This is a genomic window from Carboxydothermus islandicus (assembly GCF_001950325.1).
Taxonomy (GTDB): domain Bacteria; phylum Bacillota; class Z-2901; order Carboxydothermales; family Carboxydothermaceae; genus Carboxydothermus; species Carboxydothermus islandicus.
Map to the genome: position 1 here is coordinate 32,475 of NZ_BDJL01000125.1, position 18,737 is coordinate 51,211.

Sequence of the window (18,737 nt, forward strand, 5' to 3'; positions counted from 1 at the left end):
GAAAAAGAGCTGGATGCCAACTATTTTCAGCATGTCCCGTATTTGGAGCAGTTTAACAAAGACCGGGGACTTAACCTTACCTGGACCGTGAAAGTTCACTTTGAGCCGATGGGGCTTTATTCCAAAAAGGTAAAGAGTATTGACGAGTTTAAACCGGGAGCCAAAATTGGTATTCCGAACGATCCTACCAACGGTGGGCGGGCTTTGGCTCTCTTAGAAAAAGCAGGGCTAATTACCCTAAAACCGGGCCTGGGGATCAAAGCGACGGTAAAGGATATAACTTCCAAGAAAGTGGAAGTGGTAGAATTAGAAGCAGCCCAGCTGCCGCGGTCTTTGGATGACCTTGATGGAGCGGTAATAAACGGTAACTATGCCCAGGAAGCCAAGCTTACTCCTAAAGATGCGTTAATTGCCGAAGATGCCAATTCGGAGGCGGCCGATACTTTTGGTAACGTCTTAGCGGTTAGAAAAGGTGATGAAAATCGCGAGGAGATTAAAAAACTGTCGGAAGCATTAAAGTCCGAAGAAATTAAGAAGTTTATCAATGAAAAATACAATGGTGCGGTGGTGCCTTTAAATTAATTTCGTATAAAAAATAAAAAAGCCTCCATGCTAATTAAATGGAGGTGAGAAAATGCTAATACCTTTTGATCCCTGGCGGGAAATGTTAAATTTTAAAAACCAGATGGAAAGGTTTTTTGAACGGGGCGATTTTTTGGAACCCTTTAACCCTGCAAGACTCTTTAGCCCGCGGGTGGAAATTTTTGAAGAGGGTAATGATGTGGTAGTTCGGGCGGAAATACCGGGACTTAATGCCAAAGAAGATCTTGAAGTAATCGTGGAGCCCGAAAGCCTTACTTTAAGAGGCGAGATCCGGAATGAACGGGAGAGAAAGCAAGAGCGGTTTTACCGAAGCGAACGTTATTACGGCAAATTTTCAAGAACTATCGCTCTACCGGCGGAAGTTGAACCGGATCATGCCCGGGCTTCTTACCAAAACGGCATTTTAGAGGTGCGGATGAAAAAATCCGGCAAAAATAATCCCCGGGCCCGCCGCATAGAAATACAGTAAACGGAAGGGACGGTTCTCAAAGCATCCATTTTGCTGCTCTGAACCGTCCCCTTGTTTTTAATAAGTCACCAGTAAAGTCCCTTCCCCGCTGTGGGTGGCCAGAACCGGACTTAATTCGGAAAGGATAATTTTTTTCGGCTTTAATCGCTCCAGGAGTTTTTCTTTTAAGAAAAGCGCCTCTTCCAAAGCACCGGCGTGAGTTATACCGACAATTTTTTGTTCAAAATCTTTACCGTGTTGTTCGGCAAGCTCAATTAGCCTTTGGATGGCTTTTTTTCGCCCCCGGACATTTTCTAAATGAGCTATTTCGCCTTCAGGCGTCCGGTGAAAGATTGGTTTTATATTTAAAAAATTAGCAACCCTTTCTTTCATCCGGGAAATCCGCCCGCCTTTAACCAGATTTTCCATGGTTTCCACGGTAAAAAAGAGCCGATGCTCTTCTTTAAATTTTTCTACCCGGTGTAAGAGTTCTTCCCGGTTGATGCCTTCTTTTAACCATTCCGCAATCTTTAAGGCTAAAATCCCAAGTCCCAAGGAACCGGTTTTTGAATCAATAACGGTGATTTTTTTGCTGACCATTTCGGCAGCCATTTTAGCAGTTTGAAAGGTGCCGGAAAGCCGTGAGGATAGCCCTAAAAACACCACTTCGCCGGCATTTTCTAAATTATGGACGGCGTTTTTAAAAGCTTCTAAAAAGTGATGGGGGGATGGTTGACTGGTTTTAGGTAATTCGACGTACTCCTTCATCCTGGCTAAAAACTCTTTTGCGGAAATTTCCAAACGGTCAAGATAGCTCTTGCCGTCGGGGAAATGAACGGAAAGAGGAATAATTTCAATTCCCTCTTCTTTTAAAATTTCTTCGGGTAAATCCAGGGTACTGTCGGTGAAAATTTTAAACTTGCGCAAATCGCCAAACCTCCAACAAATAAATTTATCTTAAATATACAAAAAATATCGAAATATGTCAAAAATTATTTTATTTTGGCGTTAGATAGGGAAATTTTTTGAAAATAAACCACCGTTAAAGCGGAGATAATAAAGGGAAGCACCACCAACAGTTTTAAAGAAAAAGCAAGACTGGTATAATCAGCAACCGTACCGGTAAGCATAGCACCCATACCGCCAAGACCAAAAGCCAGCCCCATCATCATCCCGGAAACCATTCCGGCGTTTTCCGGGATTAAATTCTGACCCATAACGATGGTGGCCGGGAACGACATGTTTAAAAGAAAGCCGGTTAAAAGCATGCCAAGATAAGAAAAAGGTGGTGGAGTGAAAAACATCATTATTAACGTAGCTCCGGACAAAAGGAAAGTAGCAAGCAGGGTAAATTTCTCCCCGTGCTTTTCACTTACAAAGCCACCGGCTACCACTCCTGCTGTTCCGGCCAAAAGATAGGCCGAAAGAAGGATGCTGCTCTGGTTGGCCGAAAGCCCCTGGTGCAGGAAATACTGAATGGAATAGTTACCAAGGGCTACTTGAATCCAGGCACGGCCCCAGACGATTAAGTTTAAAAGCAAAAGTCCGGTAAAGGCGCTTTTAATCGTGGCCCGAAAGGAGGGGAGTGTTTCTTTACGCTCTTCGTGAGGTAAAGGCAACTTATGGCTTTTAGTTAAATAGAGAAATATTAGCGCTAAAAACATGGGCAGAGAGAAAAGTAAAAGCCCTTTTCGGCCTAAAGCTTCTACTACCGGTACCAGAATTACCGGGGCTATGGAGTAGCCGATATTGCCCCAGGTGACGTAAAAGGACACAGCGGTGTTTTTCTTTTCGCTGATGCTGGTTGTAAGCACGGAACCTAAAGGGTGGTAAAGGGCTGAGCCTAAGGCGCCCAAAGTAAAAAGAATTAAAACAGCATAAAAACTTTGGAAAAGGCCGGTGGCGGTAGTAAGTAATCCCATTACCAAAAGGCTTAATAAAAGATAAGCGCTTTTTCCTCTTTTATCCACCAGATAACCCAGGTACGGTTGCATAACCGAACCGGCAAATGAAACAACCGCCACTAAAATTCCCTGGCGGGTAAGGCTTAAGTGTAAATCCCGGGCTAAAAGGTACATGGTAGAAGCTAACACATTGGCGTAAAAATCTATCCAGAAATGGCCGAAAGCAATCGCATAACGAATTTTGTTATTATTCAAATATTCTCCCTCCCGTCCAACATTACTATTAAAACATATTTTTTAAAAAGAAAAAACCCCGAAGCGGCAAAACTTCGGGGAAGTAGGGAGGGGGGGATTAGTTGATATCCACTTTAAATCCCTGGGGGTTACCCTGGGCTTTTTTAAGCTTGATGTTTAGGATGCCGTTTTTATATTCAGCAGTAGCTTTGGCAGGTTCCACTTCTACCGGCAAGTAGACTACCCGCTCAAAACTACCGGTAAATCTTTCTTTGCGGTAGTACCGGTCGGTTTTAGCTTCGGTTTCATCCTGAACCTGACCTTTGATGATTAAGTAATCGTTTTGCACGTAGAGTTCGATCTGGTTCTTATCTTCGATCCCTGGAAGCTCTGCTTTAACTAAAAGCTCATCTCCGTTATCCAAGATGTCAACTCTTGGCAGAGAAAGGCTTCGGTTAATAGGGGTAAAGGCTTCGGCGAACCAGCGGTTTAAATCAAAGATTTCTTTGAAGGGATCAAATCTCATGAGCATACCAACCACCTCCAGTTATCTTTTTTATATTTTATTTTAACTTTCTTTGACCTTTCTGCTTATAATTATTGACCATTTCTGACTAATGTGCAAAAGTCAAAAATAGTCAAAAAAGAGCAAAAAGCACCAATAATAATGGTTAAAACTAAAAAATGAATTATTGCTAAAAATTTCTTTAAATTTCACTTTTGCAAAAGAAAAAGGCGGCATCGGCCGCCTATACGGGATATTTTAAGTGGCTTGTGAGGGATTGGTTAAGATTTTACCAATTCCATAAATACCTATTGCTAACAGAATCCCCTGAACAATCAAATTTTCCAAGGTGGGGAAAAAGCTTATAAAACTTATGCCAAAATTACCTATCTTCGTTTCCGAAATCCAGCCTATCTCTGCCAGCTCATGAACACCATAACCGGCAAATTTAATGGTTAGATAATAGAGGAGGATTCCGGTAGACAGGAAAAAGGGGCGAAGCGGTATCTTTACCCCGAACTTAACGATGGCAAAAACTAACACGGTAAGACCAAGGGTACCGGAAATAAGCCCGCTCCAGAAGCCCGAGGGGCTTACCTGGTGGAAGAGAGCGGTGTAAAATAGTACAGTTTCAAAACCTTCCCGAAATACGGCCAAAAACGAGACGCCAAAAAAGGACCAGTAGCTTTTCCTGATTAAAGCCTGGTTTGCAGTATTTTTAATAAACTCTTCCCACCGGTGGGTACTTGCTTTGGAAAGAAGCCAGAAACTTACATAAAAAAGAAGAGCTGCTGCGATAATTGAGGATAAACCTTCTAAGGCTGCTGGAGGTAGAGTTTTACCGGCAGCGGATAGAAGGAAAAAAGCTACGACAACGCTACCGGCGATTCCTGTGACTGCACCAAGAACAAGACTTCCTTTAAGTTCTTCCTGTCCGGCTTTTTGCAAAAACGCCCAGAGCGCGCCTATGATTAGGAATGCTTCAAATCCTTCCCGGAGAATTATTAAAGCGCTATCAAAAAGACCGGCAAAGCCTTCTTTCTTTTCACTGGAGGGAAAAGCTCCGATTAATTTCTCATAATACTCGGAAAGCTCTTCCATGTCTTTTTCAGACGTGTACTTTAAAACTTTTGGCAAATATTCTTCCGATTCTTCATAAAGTTTTGGGTTTAATTCTTTAATTTCCTTTTCCGCTTTTTCAAAAAAAGCCTGGAGTCGATAAGCGAGTTCCTGAGCTTCCCCCCATTCACCTTCTTTGGCTTCTTGATAAAGGCTTTCCAAGAGATTTTTGTACTCTCCGATAGGGGTTCCGGCAAAAGAGGTAACGGTAAAAGCGAAAGTAAGTACCACAAGTAGGGCGATAACTAATGAAAGTTTTTTTAGCATACCACAGCCTCCTTGAAATTGAAAATCATTTTCAATTTAATTATAAGTAAAAAAATCGGAATAGTCAAGAAGGTGAATAAAATTCAGCGGCGAATTTTAGGTTAGCAAAAAAATTAAAGAAAAGAGGGGGAAAATGCAGGGGGATTTGTTAAAACTTTTGCGGGACGACACTTTTTGGAGTTTTATGGGGATGGAACCGGTGAAGGTAACGCCCCAGGAAGCGGAACTAAAGATTAGTTTAAAACCGCATCACTTCCAAACTTTTGGGGTGGTGCACGGAGGAGTATTTGCTTCAATTATTGATGCGGCTGTAGGCGCAATGGTGGTGGCGCAAATGACCGAGGGACAAAAAATGGCTACCATTGAACTCAAAGTAAATTATTTAAAACCCGGCCTTGGCGGCGATATTGTAGCTCGTGCCCGGAGAGTAAGTACTGGGAACAGGGTTGTAGTTGGCGAAGTAGAGGTGTATAATGATCAACAAGAACTTTTAGCTATTGGCATAGCTACATACCTGGTGTGGTAAGTTAAAAAGATTGGGGTGAATTGGATGACTCAGGTGGGCCAGATTTATTTATGCGAGATTTGCGGGAATAAAGTGGAAGTTTTGGAAAGTGGCAAAGGGCAGCTTGTATGCTGCGGCAAGCCGATGGTTTTACAGGAGAAAAAGTAGTTTTCTTACCGGGAGATTTCCCGGTTTTTTATTTTTTAATAATTTAGAAGTCGATTCATGTCGATAAAAAAATGAGCATTCATTCAGTTAATGGGTTAAATATTGGAGGAGGATGGGTTATAATATTTATCGAACAATACAAAAATTCAAAATTTTAAAAAAAGAGAGAAAAGTAAAAGGAGGAGAAAAGGGATGGGAGATCCTATCTGGCTTAAGTCTTATGAGGAAGGAGTGCCGCATTCTTTAAATTACCCCGATAAGACGATAGCCCAAATTGTAGATGAAATAGCAGCGAAAATGCCGAATCACAAAGCGCTAATTTTTTACCAGAAAGAAATAACTTACGGGGAGTTAAAACTTTACACAGACCTCCTGGCAGCAGCTCTGGCCCGGGATGGAGTGAAAAAAGACGACCGTGTAGCTTTAATGTCTCCCAACACCCCGCAGTATGTGATTACTTATCTTGCGGTCCAAAAAATTGGAGCTATTTTAGTGCAGGTAAATCCCATGTACGTGGAAAGGGAGCTTTTGCACATTTTAAACGATTCCGGGGCTAAGGTTATTGTGGCAATGCGTAACCTCTACCCCCGGATAAAGGCGGTACAAAACCAGACAAATTTAGAGAAAATTATATTATTTGATTTTAGCCCTTATGATGTTCCTGATGATGCGGTAGATTTTGAAGCTTATGTAAAATCGGCGGCAGGTTATCCTGTGGAGTATCCGCCTATTGACTATCTTAATGACCCGGCGGTATTACAGTATACCGGTGGTACCACTGGCATTGCTAAAGGGGCAACTTTAACCCACCGTAATATCCTGGCGAATCCCATGCAGGTTACGGCCTGGATGACTTCCTGTGAATTTGGCAAGGAAGTAGTTTTGGGAGTATTACCTTTTTTCCACTCTTACGGTATGAGTGTGGCCATGAACTTTTCCCTGATTAATGCGGGAACGCTAATACTTTTACCACGCTTTGAAATAAATGAAGTAATGAATACCATTAAAACATACCGGCCAACAGTCTTTCCCGGAGTACCTACCATGTATATTGCTATCAATAATTATCCCAACGCTGGAAGCTACGGGATAGACAGCATTAAAGAGTGCATATCCGGTTCAGCTCCCCTTCCGGTGGAGGTGGCTTTAAAGTTTGAGGAGCTTACCGGCGGCCATTTGGTTGAAGGCTACGGTTTATCCGAGGCATCGCCGGTTACCCACTGTAATCCTTTAGGGGGTAAGAGAAAAGTAGGGTCTATTGGGCTTCCTTTCCCGGATACCGAAGCCAAAATTGTGGACCCTGAAAATTACGAACGGGAACTTCCGATTGGTGAAATTGGAGAGCTGGCAGTTAAAGGCCCGCAGGTAATGAAAGGTTACTGGAATATGCCTGAGGAGACCGCCCGGGTGTTAAAAGACGGCTGGCTTTATACCGGTGATATTGCCCGAATGGATGAGGATGGATATTTTTATATTGTTGACCGGAAAAAAGATATGATTATTGCCAGCGGTTATAACATTTATCCGCGGGAAGTTGAAGAAGTGTTGTTTGAGCATCCCAAAATTAAGGAAGCGGTGGTAGTTGGGGTTCCCGATGAATACCGGGGAGAAACGGTAAAAGCTTTTGTGGTCTTAAAAGAAGGAGAGACTGCTACCGCTGAAGAAATAATAGCTTTTTGTAAGGAGAGACTTGCTGCTTATAAGGTACCGAAGAAAGTTGAATTTAGAGAGGAACTTCCCAAGACTGCTGTAGGTAAGATTTTGCGGCGGCAATTAAGAGAAGAAGAATTACGGAAGTAATAAAGCGGGGACAGTCCCTTTTACTATACTTTAAGTATAATTTTAGGGACTGTCCCCAAAATTATAAATATCACAAATAGTGGTATTTATTTTTTTTATAGATAGTTACCAATGTCACAAACAAAAGCGGGAAAAACCGGGATGTTTAGGAATGATTTTGAAATGTGGAAAGGGATTTAATGAGAAAAATAGTGTAAAAATTAATAAATTAAAATAACGCCATAAGTTTATCAAATAATAAACCTAATTGACCAAAAATGTTAAAAAAATTATGATTTTGATAGAGAGTAAATGAGAATATATTCACAAGCAGGAGGTGCCGAATTAATGGCCAACGAGGAAAAGAAGACTCCTCTTTTGGACCAGTTAGAGGAGGGGCGTTGGCCCAGCTTTGTCAAGGAAATTAAAAAAGCTGCGGCCAAAAACAAAAAAGCCGAAGCGCTGTTAGGACAGCTTGAGCTTTCTTATCGGGAAAAGAAAGTTCACTGGAAACACGGCGGAATTGTGGGGGTAAAAGGTTACGGTGGCGGAGTAATTGGCCGTTACTCCGATGTTCCGGAGCAGTTTCCCGAGGCAGCGGAATTTCACACTATTCGGGTAAACCAGCCGGCAGGTTGGTTTTACACTACCGAAGCCTTGCGGAAACTTTGCGACATCTGGGAAAAGTATGGAAGCGGTTTAACTAACTTCCATGGTTCTACCGGGGACGCAATTCTCCTGGGTACCGACACCGATAAACTGCAGCCTTGCTTTGATGAATTAGCGGAGGCAGGTTTTGACCTGGGAGGATCCGGTTCGGACCTAAGAACACCGAGTTGTTGCGTTGGTCCTGCCCGTTGCGAGTTTGCTTGCATTGATACCCTGGATGTTTGCCATGAGATTACCATGGAGTTTCAAAATGAACTTCACCGGCCGATGTGGCCCTATAAGTTTAAGATCAAGATTGCAGGATGCCCCAACGATTGCGTTGCTTCAATTGCCCGGGCTGACCTTTCGGTTATCGGTACCTGGAGGGATGCAATCCGGGTAAACCAGGAGGAAGTAAAAGCCTATGCCGAGGCGGGTTTTGACATCCAGGGACTGGTAGTGGATAAATGTCCGAAAAAAGCGGTGAAATACAATGCTGAAACCCGGGAAATTGTTATCGATAATGAGTCCTGCACCCGCTGCATGCATTGTATTAACGAAATGCCCAAGGCATTGAGGGTTGGTAAAGAAGGTGGAGCGACTTTATTAATAGGTGCCAAGGCTCCGATTGTTAAGTCGGCCTTTATGTCCTGGGTTATCATACCGTTTATGGAATTAAAACCGCCTTATACCGAACTTAAGGATTTTATTCGGACCATTACCGATTGGTGGGATGAAAACGGCAAGACCCGGGAGCGGATTGGCGAAACCATTTACCGTCTGGGTATGCCGAAGTTTTTACGGGATACCGGAATTAAACCGGTGCCGCAAATGGTCACAGCTCCTCGTGCTAACCCCTACTACTTCTGGTACCCAGAGGAGGTGAAGTAAAATGTCCAGAACCGATTTTGGACCTCCCCATTACAGTACGCTTATTCCTGATATTATCAAAGAAAATTACGGCAAGTGGCTGTATCACGAACAAATTCGTCCCGGGGTTTTAAAGCATGTATCGGAAACCGGAGCCGAGCTGTATACGGTTCGGGTTGGATCACCAAGACTTGCCAGCATTGATTTTATCCGGGAAATTTGCGAAATTGCCGACAAATACAGCAAAGGGCATTTAAGGTTTACCAGTCGCCATAACATTGAGTTTTTACTGGATGATAAGGAAATGGTTGAGCCCCTTTTAGAGGAGCTTGCCCGAAGAGGTTTACCGGTGGGAGGTACCGGCCATTCGGTATCCAATATTGTGCATACACAGGGCTGGGTGCACTGCCATTCGGCGGCTACCGACGCTTCCGGACTGGTAAAAAGCTTAATGGATGGGCTTTACGATTACTTTGTGGAAAACAAGCTCCCTAACATGGTCCGGATTGCTGTGGCCTGCTGTCTTAATATGTGCGGGGCCGTGCACTGCTCGGATATTGCTATAGTTGGTATTCACCGCAAGCCGCCGAGAATTGATCACGAAAGGCTTCATAAGGTTTGCGAGATTCCGTCGGTAATACAGAGCTGCCCCACCGGTGCTATTAAGCCGAATCCCAAGCTAAAATCGGTGGATGTAAATCCGGATAAGTGTATGTATTGTGGCAACTGCTATACCGTTTGTCCGGCCATGCCAATTGCCGACCCGGAAAACGACGGAGTAGCTATTTTCGTGGGCGGAAAAGTTTCCAATGCCCGGACGGCTCCGAAGTTTTCGCGGCTGGCAATACCGTATCTTCCCAACAATCCACCCCGGTGGACGGAGACGGTGGAAGCAGTAAAGCACCTTTTAGAAGTATATGCTGAAAATGCTCTGCCAGGAGAAAGATACGGCGAATGGATTGAGCGGATTGGCTGGGAGCGGTTCTTTAAGTTAACCGGTCTTCCCTTCACGGAAAAACACATTGATGACTTTATCTTTGCGCCGACCACCTTTAGAACCACCACTCAGTTTAACTGGTAAGGGGGTCGGTAGGGTGGAAGAGTTAAAACAAAAAATCCTTGATTACTTAAAAACGGTCGATAAGGCCAAAAACAAAGAAGTGGCTCAAGCATTAGGAGTTTCCAAAGGAGAAGTAGATAAAGCAGTTACCGAATTAGCCAAGGAAGATAAAATTGAGTTCCTTTATCTTGGGACTTCTTATATCAAGCTAAAAACTTAACATTACTCCCCTTTTCTCCCCTGCCCCGGGCCGCCCGTCCGGGGCGGCCCTAAGATTAAACAAAGGATGAAGTCTATGCCTGGTTTTGTGTACCTCGTGGGTGCTGGCCCGGGAGATCCGGATTTGATTACCGTTAAAGGGTTAAATTTAGTCAAAAAAGCGGATGTGATAGTTTATGACCGCTTGGTTAATCCGGTTCTTTTAACCTATGCCCGAAAAGATGCAGAACTTATCTATGCCGGAAAAGCTCCCGACCGCCATGAATATTTGCAGGAAGAGATTAACAAGCTTTTGGTGGAAAAAGCTTTAGCTGGGAAAACGGTGGTCCGCTTAAAAGGCGGTGATCCCTTTGTTTTCGGTCGGGGTGGGGAAGAAGCATTAGAGCTTACCCGGCACGGGATTCCTTTTGAAGTTGTGCCGGGGATAACATCGGCTATTGCCGTTCCGGCGTATGCAGGGATTCCGGTAACCCACCGGGAAGTAGCGGCTTCTTTCTGCGTAATAACCGGTAACGAGGACCCGACCAAAAAAGAAAGTCAAATTAACTGGGAAAAAGTAGCTTTAGCGGCGGATACATTGGTCTTTTTAATGGGAAGGAAAAATCTGCCGCAAATTGTGGCCAATTTGCTGAAGTATGGCCGCTCACCCCAAACCCCCGTTGCCGTAATCAGGCTTGGGACCCGAGCGGAACAAAGGACAGTAACCGGGTGTCTTCAGGATATTGAGGAAAAGGTAAGAAAAGCCGACTTAAAGCATCCGGTAATTATTGTGGTGGGGGAGACGGTTAGGTTCCGGGAGCAGCTTAACTGGTTTGAAACAAAAAGGCTGATGGGCAAACGCATACTTTTGACTCAAAGTAGTAATTCCGGTAGACTTTTGGCTTGCCGGTTAAAAGAACTTGGAGCAGAAGTTTGGCATTTGCCCCAAGTGGAATATTTAAAATTTGAGAGCTACCGGGAAGTAGACCGGGAACTCCAGAGGCTTAATGAATACAAGTATATCTTATTTACAAGTCCAAACGGTGTGGAGTTTTTTTTGAACCGTTTAAAATGTCTGGAGATATCGATAAATACTTTGCCGGATGTAATTGCTATTGGCGATAAAACCAAAAAGGTTTTGGAAACATGGGGGATAAAAATAGCCTATAAAACTGACCGGTTTTTGCCCCATGAAGTGGTAAAATTCATTGCCGAGTGCCTTCAAGATGGAGAAAAAATTCTCTTTCCCAAAAGCGAAAAGGCCTCAATTTTAGAATCAAAACTTCGTGAGGAGCGTTTACCGGTAAAGTATCTACCGGTGTACAAGGCTGTCAGGGCAAAGGTTGAGGCAGACCATCTTTTGGAGTTAATTGATGGTCGAAAAATTGATTTTATTACCTTTGTAAGCCCGGCAGCAGTGAACAATTTTTTTGAAAGCTTAACGGACGAAAAGCGAGAGAGATTAACGGATATAAAAATGGTTTCGATGGGTCCTAACACGACGGCGGAGATTAAAAAATACGGGAACTTTGAGATTCTTGAAGCTAATCGGCCGGGCGGTGAGGGCATTTTAGAAAAGATATTGGAGGCAGCAATTTAAATTGCAAATAGCAAAATAAAAAACGCGAATTTTACAGAGAAGTCGATAAGTGTTACGGTTAAATTGAAAAAATGAAAAAAATCCTCAAGATAAAAGGGGTAAAGCGATGAGTACCCAAAAAGCAGTGGATTTTCTAAAAGGCAGGTTAAATAAAAAATTAATTGCCAGCCTGGAAGTGTGTGCTCACTGTGGCATCTGCAAGGATAGTTGTCACTACTATAGGGCTTCCCAGGATCCCGTTCATACGCCGGCTTATAAAGCGGAAAAACTTAGAAAAATCTACCGGCGGTATTTTACACCGACGGGAAAACTGTTTCCCGGCCTGGTAGGGGCTCGGGATTTTGATGAGGAGTACGCCCGGGAGTTAAAGGATATTGCTTTTGGTAGCTGTACAATGTGCCGGCGGTGTACCATAAACTGCCCGATGGGTATTGATACAGGATTAATTGTTAGAACCGCCCGGGCCATGCTGGCAGCAATTAACATGGTTCCTGCCAGTTTAAAGGCTGGAGTGGATTTAACCATTGAATCGGGGAATAACATGGGGGTTACCCGGGAGGAGTTTTTAGAAACGATAGAGTGGCTGGAAGAGCAACTTCAAGACGAAGTTGGAGACTCCAAAGCCAAAATCCCGGTGGATAAAAAAGGTGCCCGGGTGTTGTACATGACGATACCCCTGGAAGTAAAGGTTTACCCCCTTTCCTTTATTGCTCTGGCAAAAATCTTCTATGCTGCCGGCGAAGATTGGACCGTTTCCAGCAAAATGTTTGATGCAACCAATTTAGCATTATTTTCCGGGGAAGATGACTTGGCAAGACTTCATGCCCAAAGGTTAAGGGATGCCACTGTAGAGCTCGGGGTAAAAGTTCTGGCGATGACCGAATGTGGGCACGGGTTTCGGGCAATGCGCTGGGAAGCCGAAAACTGGCTGGGCGAAAAATTCCCCTTTGAAGTAAGGCATGTGGTGGAATTAATCCATGAGTACGTTACGTCCGGTCGCATAAAACTTGATCCCTCACGCAATACCAAGCCGGTGACCTACCATGACCCGTGTAATTTAGCACGAAACGGTGGCATTTATAAAGAGCCAAGGGAAATCCTGGCGAGAGCTGTAAGTGATTTTAGAGAAATGAGCCCTTCGGGGGTTGAAAACCTTTGTTGCGGTGGTGGCGGTGGGATGCTGGCCATGACCGACTATGCCAAGTCCAGGATTGCGGCGGGTAAACCAAAGGTAGACCAAATAATGGCCACCGAAGCTAAAGAAGTGGTGGCACCATGTCACAACTGTATGGTTCAGCTCCAGGACCTTAAAAAGCATTATAAAATGCCCGTAAATATCACTGCTTTATCGGAAATCGTTGCTAATGCCCTGGTATTGCCCGGGGAAGAAAAAAATAACTAAAGGGGTGTGAAAGCTATGTATATGGTTAATTTGGATCTGGATAAATGCACCGGCTGTGGTTCCTGTGCCGAAGCCTGTCCGGCGAGGTTGTTTGAAGTAAAAGGTGAAAAAGTTGAACTTGTTTCGGATCCCTCGGAGTGTATGGGTTGTGAAACTTGTACTACTTCCTGCCCAACCGGGGCCGTTACCATTCAAGAACTATAATAGGGGGAAGAACCCTTGAAGCATTTTGTTGTTGGCGTACTTCCTTACCTAACATTTTTAATACTGGTGTTTGGGCTTATCTACCGGATAAGAGGCTGGTATGCCTCAAAAGTAAAGTATCAATTAAACCTTTTTCCGGCTCCCGATACCCCCGGTGGTGAAATTCTGAAAGAAATCCTTTTCTTTAAAACCCTTTATCGCTTTGAGCGCCCGCTCTGGGTGATGTCTTATGGATTTCATCTCGGAATTTTTCTGATATTTATCGGGCATATAGCAGGAATAGCCTTTGCCGGGCACCAGTTTACCCTGTTCGGAGCAACTCCGGAACAGAGCGAAAAGCTGTCCTTTGCTTTTGGGATGCTGGCAGGTACCTTGGCCTTTTTTGGAGCATTAGCCCTTCTTTTAAGGCGGCTCTCCGGCCAGGTTAAACAAGTTTCCGACCCCTGGGATTATATTGATCTACTGCTAATTTTAGCGATTGTCACCACCGGAAATGCAATGCGGACGTTGGCGCCGGTAGAACTTTTTGCTGTGAAGAAATATTTTGCGGATTTGTTTAGTTTAAGACCAATTAACTACGAGCTTCCTACAGCCTTTGTCATTCATTATTTCTTTGGACAAATCTTATTGATGTACCTTCCCTTTTCTAAACTTTTGCACTTAGCGGGCGGGTTGATAAATAAAGCAATTATTTTAACCGGTGATGGCAAGGCAAAGCTTTTAAAGCTATAGAAAGGGGGAAGCAATTGATGAATGCCCCGCAGAAAGCTAAAGACCTCGCCCCGCTGCCATATCGCATTTTGGACGATGAGGAAAAAGTGCGCAAAGCGGTGGCAATAATTCGCGAAAAAGCCGCCGAAAGTCGCATGTTTAAACTTGCTATGGAATGCTGCACCAAATGCGGTGCGTGTATAAATGCCTGCCATTCGTATCTGGGAACTGAGGATCCTTATAATATTCCGACCAAACGAGCCGATTTAGTCCGAAGTGTTTATAAACAGGAAATAATGCCACTATCAGGGGTTTTAGGAAAAGTGGCCGGAGGCATTGGAGTAAGTGCCGAGCTTCTGGAAAAATGGTTTACTTATTTTTACCAGTGCAACCAGTGCCGCCGTTGCGCCTTAGTTTGCCCCTTTGGAATCGATACGGCCGAAGTAAGCATCATGGTCAGGCAAATATTAGCAGAGCTTGGAATGGTGCCACGATTTACTGTCGGTATTGTCAAAAATATGGCTAATACCGGCAACAACATGGGAATTGCCAAACCGGCACTGTTAGATAGCTGCGAATTTCTTGAAGAAGAAATGTATGAAGAGACGGGTATAAAAATCCGCATTCCGGTAGATGAAGAAGCGGATATCATGTATGTGCCTTCCTCAGCGGACTTTTTCGTCAATACCAACACGATGATTGGTGTGGCAAAAATGTATCATGCTGCCGGTATTAAGTGGACTATTCCCAGTGAAATAATTGAAGCTGCAAACTTTGGCCTTTTCTTTGATGAAAAAGTGATGAAAGAGCACAATCGCCGGCTTTTAGATTGTGCAAAGAAATTAAAAGCTAAAAAAATTGTTCAGGGTGAATGCGGTCATGGCTGGCGGGCAGCCCGGATGTATACCGACGGGCTAAACGGTCCCGTTGATGTGGAAATTCGTCATATCCATGAAGAAGCCGCGTACTTTATTGCCAGGGGAATTATAAAAGTTGATCCGGAGAAAAATGGCGATATCGTTTACACTTACCATGATCCATGTAATTTAGCTCGCGCAGGGGATATTATTGAAGAACCGCGCTTTATCCTGCGCCATGTAGTTAAAAATTTCGTTGAAATGACTCCTAACCGGGAAGAAAATTTCTGCTGCGGGGCCGGTTCCGGGCTATTGATGGAAGAAATTATGGAAACCCGGATGAAGCTTGGTAAAGTCAAAGCCGAGCAGGTAAAAAAGACCGGAGCGGACTATGTAGTGGCTCCCTGTTCCATCTGCAAAGCTCAACTGCCATTGGTTTTTGAGTACTATAATCTGCCGGTGGAAATGTCCGGGCTTATGGATTTGGTTGGAAAAGCTATAATCTTATAAAAAAATTTTTTAAGGAGGTAGGTAAATATGCCGCAAATTGAAATTGACGGGTTGGTTTTAAATGTGGATGAGGATGGTTTCATTGAAGATCCTACAATTTGGAATGAGGAGATAGCTAAAGCTTTAGCGAAGACTGAGGGTGTAACGGAGCTTACCGAGGATCACTGGAAAGTGGTTAACTACATCCGCAACTATTATCTTCAGTACCAAATTGCTCCGATGATCAGAAAGCTTTGTAAAGATACCGGATTTAGCTTGAAAGAGATTTACGAACTTTTCCCATCCGGTCCTGCCAAAGGGGCTTGTAAAATTGCTGGGCTTCCCAAACCTACGGGGTGCGTGTAAATGAAAACTTTTTTACTGGTGGCGTTTTTTGTTGCGGTAGCGGGCATTGTTGTTAAAATGGCCGGGCTTTTAAAGGCTAATCCCCCCCGGGATTTAGCCCCTCCCCGGGGGGATAGTTCCTATGGAGTTTTATACGCTTATACTTTAGGGATGGCTCCCTGGGCCAAAGAAAGTACCCGCAAACATGTTATGCCTTATTTGCGAGGGGTAGTTTTTCATCTGGGAATCTTTGCTTCCTTTATTATCCTGGTCCTTGCTGTCTTTAATATAGAGTTTTCCGGTCTTGTCAGGGATACTTTAGTAGTACTGTCAGGAGCGGGCCTACTGGCAGGAATTATTGGTATCATTGAGCGGTTGACGAAATCGGAAATGCAGAAGCTAAATACTCCCGATGATTATCTTTCGGTTTTACTGGTGACTTTATTTATTGCCGGAGCCTTTTGGTATGTTTTAAATTTCCAGGTGCAAAACTGGTTTTATTTCGTAACCGGGTTGATGTTTTTATACCTGCCCTTTAGCAAAATTACCCATTTTATCTACTTTTTCTTTAGCCGTTACTTCTTTGGCTTTGAGTTTGGTAAAAGGGGCGTTATAAAGCATTAGGGATTTCCCTAATGCTTTATAAAAAAACAAAATTGTGAAAGTAAACACAAACAACAAGAAGGGAGGGGGTTTGAAGGCGCGAAATTCAAGGGTTCCAGGAAATAAAACTATAAGAAAAATTTATGACGAAAAGGGGGAAGGGATTTTATGGCTGGGAAAAGCCAAAATTTGTCTTGGCTTCCAAAGCGAGAAGCAGTGCCCGGGATTATCATTTGTGTTGTAATTGCTGCGCTGGCATACCTGACCAATACTTATATTTATGGAAAAATTAGTCCGTTAATGTATGCTTTTCTTTATTCAATTATTTTAGGAAATATTATTAAATTGCCACAATCATTTAGTGCGGGTATACTTTGGTGTTCAAGCAGTTGGCTACGTTTTTCTATTGCCATGCTGGGTTTTACAATTAGCGCTTTGGCATGGTTGCAACTGGGTATTGTGGGTGTAATTCAAGTGCTTATTGTGATTGCTTTTGCCCTTTTCTTTGGAGTTTGGTTTGGTCGTAAAATGGGGCTAAGTCCCGAGTTATCCATTTTAATGGGAGCTGGTTGTTCTATATGTGGTGCTACTGCAATTGCGGCCGTTGGACCAGTAATAAAAGCTAAAGATGAAGAACTTGGTATTGCCGTAGCAGCTGTTACAGTTTTTGGATTAATAGCGATGGTCCTTTACCCATTTTTGTTTCAGACTACTGCATTAGGTGATTTTTTGCATAAATCCCAAATTGCTTATGGTATGTGGGCGGGCACGGGAATTCACGAGACAGCTCAGGTCATTCCTGCCGGGGCGCAAGTCGGGGAAGAAGCTGCGGCTATGGCCATGGTTGCCAAGTCAGTACGTATTTTTTCTATAGGGCCTGTAGTATTATTGTGTGCTTATATTTTTAACCGGATTAAAGGTAATAGTGCTGCGGGAACGGAAAAAGTGAAGTTAAATATTCCTTCCTTTGCTATATTTTTCGTTTTATTTAGTTTAATTAATTCCTTGCTTCTTTACCTTCCTTCCACCAAGACGGCATGGAAGAATTTTTACACCGCCATTCATTATGCCGATATAATCAAAGTATTTTTGGCGGTGGCTTTTGCTGGCGTTGGTTTTAAAGTTCATTACAGTTCGATTCAAAAACTTGGAGTTAAATCGTTTGTGGTGGGGATGATTGTTTCGGTTGTGGTAGGGGTACTGGCTTTGTTATTAGTTAAGTTCATTTACATGCCTTATAGTGGTATTTAACATATTGCAAGTTATGGGAGCAAGCAAAAAAATTGGGGCTGCTAAAATGCGGCCCTCTTTTACCCTTTATAAAGGACGGGAGAAAAAATGAATCCAAATGGTATTGTTGTAGCAGCGGCAAGCGGAAGAAGCGGAAAAACCACTTTGACCCTGGGAATTTTACGGGCCCTTTCACGGAGAGGAATTAAGGTTCAGCCTTTTAAAAAAGGTCCGGACTATATTGACCCGGGCTGGCATACTTTAGCCGCAGGGGTGCAGTGCCGAAATTTGGATCTCTTTTTGCACAGCCGGGAGGAAGTGGTCAGGCATTACCGGTATTATGCAAAAACTGCTATGCTTTCGGTTGTGGAAGGAAATATGGGGATTTTTGATGGCGTTGATGCCCTGGGAACGAATAGCACCGCAGAGCTGGCAAAGTTGTTAAATTTACCGGTTTTGCTGGTGGTAGATGCTACCAGAACCACCAGAACCCTGGCAGCGGTGGTAAAAGGGTTAATGGAGTTTGACCGGAATTTAAAAGTTTTTGGCGTAATTTTTAATAAAATAGGAAGCCGCCGTCAGATTAAGCTTTTAGAAGAGGTATTTGCCCGTTACTGTCCGGTTAGAATTTTAGGTTATATGCCCAAAACAGGAGAAAAAGGGACAATAATTGAACGGCACCTTGGACTTATTACTTCTGGAGAAGTTGAGGCTTCTAATGAACTGTTAGATTATCTATCCCGGATGGTAGAGGAGCATATTGATTTGGACCCGATTATTAGTTTAGCCACTAAAAACATTGAAACAGTAGGGCGAAGTCCATTGGGAAAAGCCGAAGTTAAAATTGGGGTTTTTAAAAATGAAGCGTTTTGCTTTTATTATCCTGAAAATTTAGAGATGCTGGAGAAAGCAGGGGCTGAAATAGTTTTTATAAATCCTTTTTATGATGAGTTACCCGAGGATTTAGGCGGGTTATATATTGGAGGCG

21 protein-coding genes are annotated in these 18,737 nt (G+C 43.5%); 17 read left to right on the forward strand and 4 right to left on the reverse strand.

Annotation, left to right across the window (positions count from 1 at the left end; all coding sequences use genetic code 11):
• Both ciss_RS10190 and ciss_RS10195 read left to right on the forward strand, forming a co-directional pair.
• A partial coding sequence (locus ciss_RS10190) for a MetQ/NlpA family ABC transporter substrate-binding protein (protein WP_235837294.1) occupies positions 1-582 on the forward strand: 582 nt, incomplete at its 5' end.
• A 52-nt stretch (positions 583-634) separates the two neighbouring features.
• The gene (locus ciss_RS10195) at positions 635-1,072 is read left to right on the forward strand and encodes an Hsp20/alpha crystallin family protein (protein WP_075866194.1); all 438 of its coding nucleotides are present in this window, start codon (positions 635-637) and stop codon (positions 1,070-1,072) included.
• Between the two features lie 57 nt (positions 1,073-1,129).
• Here the strand turns inward: ciss_RS10195 and ciss_RS10200 are convergent, their stop codons facing one another.
• From ciss_RS10200 to ciss_RS10215, 4 genes are all read right to left on the reverse strand, one after another.
• Positions 1,130-1,978, reverse strand: coding sequence for a DegV family protein (locus ciss_RS10200; RefSeq protein WP_075866195.1), 849 nt, complete (start codon positions 1,976-1,978; stop codon positions 1,130-1,132).
• A gap of 65 nt (positions 1,979-2,043) precedes the next feature.
• Positions 2,044-3,210, reverse strand: a complete 1,167-nt coding sequence (locus ciss_RS10205; protein WP_075866196.1) for an MFS transporter — start codon at positions 3,208-3,210, stop codon at positions 2,044-2,046.
• A gap of 97 nt (positions 3,211-3,307) precedes the next feature.
• Entirely contained in the window at positions 3,308-3,721 is a 414-nt protein-coding gene (locus ciss_RS10210) for an Hsp20/alpha crystallin family protein (RefSeq protein ID WP_011345286.1), read from the reverse strand.
• Between the two features lie 231 nt (positions 3,722-3,952).
• Positions 3,953-5,080, reverse strand: a complete 1,128-nt coding sequence (locus tag ciss_RS10215) for an FTR1 family iron permease (RefSeq protein ID WP_075866197.1) — start codon at positions 5,078-5,080, stop codon at positions 3,953-3,955.
• Positions 5,081-5,213: 133 nt separating this feature from the next.
• Between ciss_RS10215 and ciss_RS10220 the strand changes: the two genes are divergently transcribed.
• The 15 genes from ciss_RS10220 to ciss_RS13485 all read left to right on the forward strand — a co-directional run.
• Entirely contained in the window at positions 5,214-5,606 is a 393-nt protein-coding gene (locus ciss_RS10220; RefSeq protein WP_075866198.1) for a PaaI family thioesterase, read from the forward strand.
• Positions 5,607-5,630: 24 nt separating this feature from the next.
• Positions 5,631-5,753, forward strand: a complete 123-nt coding sequence (locus tag ciss_RS10225) for a desulfoferrodoxin FeS4 iron-binding domain-containing protein (RefSeq protein ID WP_075866199.1) — start codon at positions 5,631-5,633, stop codon at positions 5,751-5,753.
• A 192-nt stretch (positions 5,754-5,945) separates the two neighbouring features.
• A complete protein-coding gene (locus ciss_RS10230; RefSeq protein WP_075866200.1) occupies positions 5,946-7,553 on the forward strand; it encodes a long-chain-fatty-acid--CoA ligase in 1,608 nt (535 codons plus the stop codon).
• Positions 7,554-7,880: 327 nt separating this feature from the next.
• Positions 7,881-9,071 carry a dissimilatory-type sulfite reductase subunit alpha gene (gene dsrA / locus ciss_RS10235; RefSeq protein ID WP_075866201.1) on the forward strand — a complete coding sequence of 397 codons (1,191 nt, stop codon included), beginning with the start codon at positions 7,881-7,883 and terminating at the stop codon, positions 9,069-9,071.
• A 1-nt stretch (position 9,072) separates the two neighbouring features.
• A complete protein-coding gene (gene dsrB, locus ciss_RS10240) occupies positions 9,073-10,131 on the forward strand; it encodes a dissimilatory-type sulfite reductase subunit beta (RefSeq protein WP_075866202.1) in 1,059 nt (352 codons plus the stop codon).
• A 13-nt stretch (positions 10,132-10,144) separates the two neighbouring features.
• Complete coding sequence (locus ciss_RS10245; RefSeq protein ID WP_075866203.1) at positions 10,145-10,330, forward strand: winged helix-turn-helix transcriptional regulator; 186 nt, start codon at positions 10,145-10,147, stop codon at positions 10,328-10,330.
• 75 nt (positions 10,331-10,405) lie between these two features.
• On the forward strand, positions 10,406-11,908 hold the full coding sequence (gene cobA, locus ciss_RS10250) for a uroporphyrinogen-III C-methyltransferase (protein WP_166504018.1): 1,503 nt from the start codon (positions 10,406-10,408) through the stop codon (positions 11,906-11,908).
• Positions 11,909-12,014: 106 nt separating this feature from the next.
• Complete coding sequence (locus ciss_RS10255; protein ID WP_075866205.1) at positions 12,015-13,310, forward strand: (Fe-S)-binding protein; 1,296 nt, start codon at positions 12,015-12,017, stop codon at positions 13,308-13,310.
• A gap of 15 nt (positions 13,311-13,325) precedes the next feature.
• The gene (locus ciss_RS10260; RefSeq protein WP_075866206.1) at positions 13,326-13,514 is read left to right on the forward strand and encodes a 4Fe-4S binding protein; all 189 of its coding nucleotides are present in this window, start codon (positions 13,326-13,328) and stop codon (positions 13,512-13,514) included.
• Positions 13,515-13,529: 15 nt separating this feature from the next.
• Complete coding sequence (locus ciss_RS10265; protein WP_075866207.1) at positions 13,530-14,246, forward strand: respiratory nitrate reductase subunit gamma; 717 nt, start codon at positions 13,530-13,532, stop codon at positions 14,244-14,246.
• A gap of 17 nt (positions 14,247-14,263) precedes the next feature.
• On the forward strand, positions 14,264-15,592 hold the full coding sequence (gene dsrK, locus ciss_RS10270) for a sulfate reduction electron transfer complex DsrMKJOP subunit DsrK (RefSeq protein ID WP_075866208.1): 1,329 nt from the start codon (positions 14,264-14,266) through the stop codon (positions 15,590-15,592).
• 27 nt (positions 15,593-15,619) lie between these two features.
• The gene (locus ciss_RS10275) at positions 15,620-15,937 is read left to right on the forward strand and encodes a TusE/DsrC/DsvC family sulfur relay protein (RefSeq protein ID WP_075866209.1); all 318 of its coding nucleotides are present in this window, start codon (positions 15,620-15,622) and stop codon (positions 15,935-15,937) included.
• A complete protein-coding gene (locus ciss_RS10280) occupies positions 15,938-16,540 on the forward strand; it encodes a hypothetical protein (protein WP_075866210.1) in 603 nt (200 codons plus the stop codon).
• Between the two features lie 147 nt (positions 16,541-16,687).
• Entirely contained in the window at positions 16,688-17,770 is a 1,083-nt protein-coding gene (locus ciss_RS10285) for a YeiH family protein (RefSeq protein ID WP_075866211.1), read from the forward strand.
• Positions 17,771-17,857: 87 nt separating this feature from the next.
• The coding region (locus ciss_RS13485; protein WP_201787794.1) for a cobyrinic acid a,c-diamide synthase CobB at positions 17,858-18,737 on the forward strand (880 nt) is incomplete at its 3' end.

What these genes read in the sequence shown, in the direction of transcription:
- ciss_RS10210 (WP_011345286.1), bottom strand. Translation starts at nt 3,721, where the DNA reads ATGCTCATGAGATTTGATCCCTTCAAAGAAATCTTTGATTTAAACCGC.
- ciss_RS10285 (WP_075866211.1), top strand. Translation starts at nt 16,688, where the DNA reads ATGGCTGGGAAAAGCCAAAATTTGTCTTGGCTTCCAAAGCGAGAAGCA.
- ciss_RS10280 (WP_075866210.1), top strand. Translation starts at nt 15,938, where the DNA reads ATGAAAACTTTTTTACTGGTGGCGTTTTTTGTTGCGGTAGCGGGCATT.
- ciss_RS10195 (WP_075866194.1), top strand. Translation starts at nt 635, where the DNA reads ATGCTAATACCTTTTGATCCCTGGCGGGAAATGTTAAATTTTAAAAAC.
- ciss_RS10215 (WP_075866197.1), bottom strand. Translation starts at nt 5,080, where the DNA reads ATGCTAAAAAAACTTTCATTAGTTATCGCCCTACTTGTGGTACTTACT.
- ciss_RS10275 (WP_075866209.1), top strand. Translation starts at nt 15,620, where the DNA reads ATGCCGCAAATTGAAATTGACGGGTTGGTTTTAAATGTGGATGAGGAT.
- dsrK (WP_075866208.1), top strand. Translation starts at nt 14,264, where the DNA reads ATGAATGCCCCGCAGAAAGCTAAAGACCTCGCCCCGCTGCCATATCGC.
- ciss_RS10225 (WP_075866199.1), top strand. Translation starts at nt 5,631, where the DNA reads ATGACTCAGGTGGGCCAGATTTATTTATGCGAGATTTGCGGGAATAAA.
- cobA (WP_166504018.1), top strand. Translation starts at nt 10,406, where the DNA reads ATGCCTGGTTTTGTGTACCTCGTGGGTGCTGGCCCGGGAGATCCGGAT.
- dsrB (WP_075866202.1), top strand. Translation starts at nt 9,073, where the DNA reads ATGTCCAGAACCGATTTTGGACCTCCCCATTACAGTACGCTTATTCCT.
- ciss_RS10255 (WP_075866205.1), top strand. Translation starts at nt 12,015, where the DNA reads ATGAGTACCCAAAAAGCAGTGGATTTTCTAAAAGGCAGGTTAAATAAA.
- ciss_RS10230 (WP_075866200.1), top strand. Translation starts at nt 5,946, where the DNA reads ATGGGAGATCCTATCTGGCTTAAGTCTTATGAGGAAGGAGTGCCGCAT.
- ciss_RS10260 (WP_075866206.1), top strand. Translation starts at nt 13,326, where the DNA reads ATGTATATGGTTAATTTGGATCTGGATAAATGCACCGGCTGTGGTTCC.
- ciss_RS10220 (WP_075866198.1), top strand. Translation starts at nt 5,214, where the DNA reads ATGCAGGGGGATTTGTTAAAACTTTTGCGGGACGACACTTTTTGGAGT.
- dsrA (WP_075866201.1), top strand. Translation starts at nt 7,881, where the DNA reads ATGGCCAACGAGGAAAAGAAGACTCCTCTTTTGGACCAGTTAGAGGAG.